Origin of the sequence: Campylobacter concisus (assembly GCF_902460875.1) — a bacterium.
In the GTDB taxonomy this organism is placed as follows: Bacteria; Campylobacterota; Campylobacteria; order Campylobacterales; family Campylobacteraceae; genus Campylobacter_A; species Campylobacter_A concisus_AA.
Map to the genome: position 1 here is coordinate 1 of NZ_CABPVR010000027.1, position 869 is coordinate 869.

The following is an 869-nucleotide window of genomic DNA, read 5'->3' on the forward strand; positions in this document are numbered from 1 at the left end:
CTCTAGACATATATGATATGAGCTATGAGAAATTTGCAAGTAAATTCAAAAAAGAAAATTCTTTAAGTGACGAAGAATATAAAGAACTTGAAAAGATACTTAGTAATCCTAATAATATAGATACGAGTAGTATAGAGGATGAGAAATTTAAAAAATATATAAAGCAGATAAATGACGATGAGTATAAGGATATGATAGATTTTTCATTAAAGTCTATAATGAACGATATATTATCCGATATATTTCCATTTTATGGTTTTTTTATAGACAAATGCGGTGAGACTGTATGGAAAAGCGTCATAAGGACAATGTTTTATGTAGGCAAAGACGCTACTCCTCTTAATGTTGCCAAAGGTATATTTATGGCAACAGGTGGAGAGCTTAGATTGGCCACGCTAATAAAAGAAAAGCCTATTTTTAAGTTAATTAGTGCAAGTGATAAAAAAAATTTTAACCTTCTAAGTAGACGTGAATTTTTTAGGATGCAAAAGCTAATAAGCAATGATTACCTTTTTTCATATTTTGATCGAAAAGCAAAAGCAAAAGGTAGAGATCAACTAAAGCATCAAGAAAAATTAGCAAAAGATTATAAGGATGTCACAAAAAAACTTATAACATTAAGAATAGGTACAGAATTTGTAAAAAATGCTGGAAAGGCAACAGTATCTAATATAACAAGAGCTGGACTTAAATTTTTAGTAGATAGTGCCTATAGCTCATCTTACGAACACCAAAAAAGATCTTATGAACTAATACTTCATAAGTATTTCACAAATAAATTTGATGAAACTTATGCTGTTAAGAATATATCTTATGAACCTTATTCAAATAAAACAAGTGAATATACCTACTACCCTATAGAGATATAC

Annotated in this window: 1 protein-coding gene; it reads left to right on the forward strand. The window is 28.7% G+C overall.

Annotated features, from left to right (window positions below; translation table 11 throughout):
- Nucleotides 1–17: 17 nt before the first annotated feature.
- Nucleotides 18–869 (forward strand): hypothetical protein (locus F3H01_RS09310; RefSeq protein ID WP_188116385.1); only part of this gene is annotated, 852 nt, incomplete at its 3' end.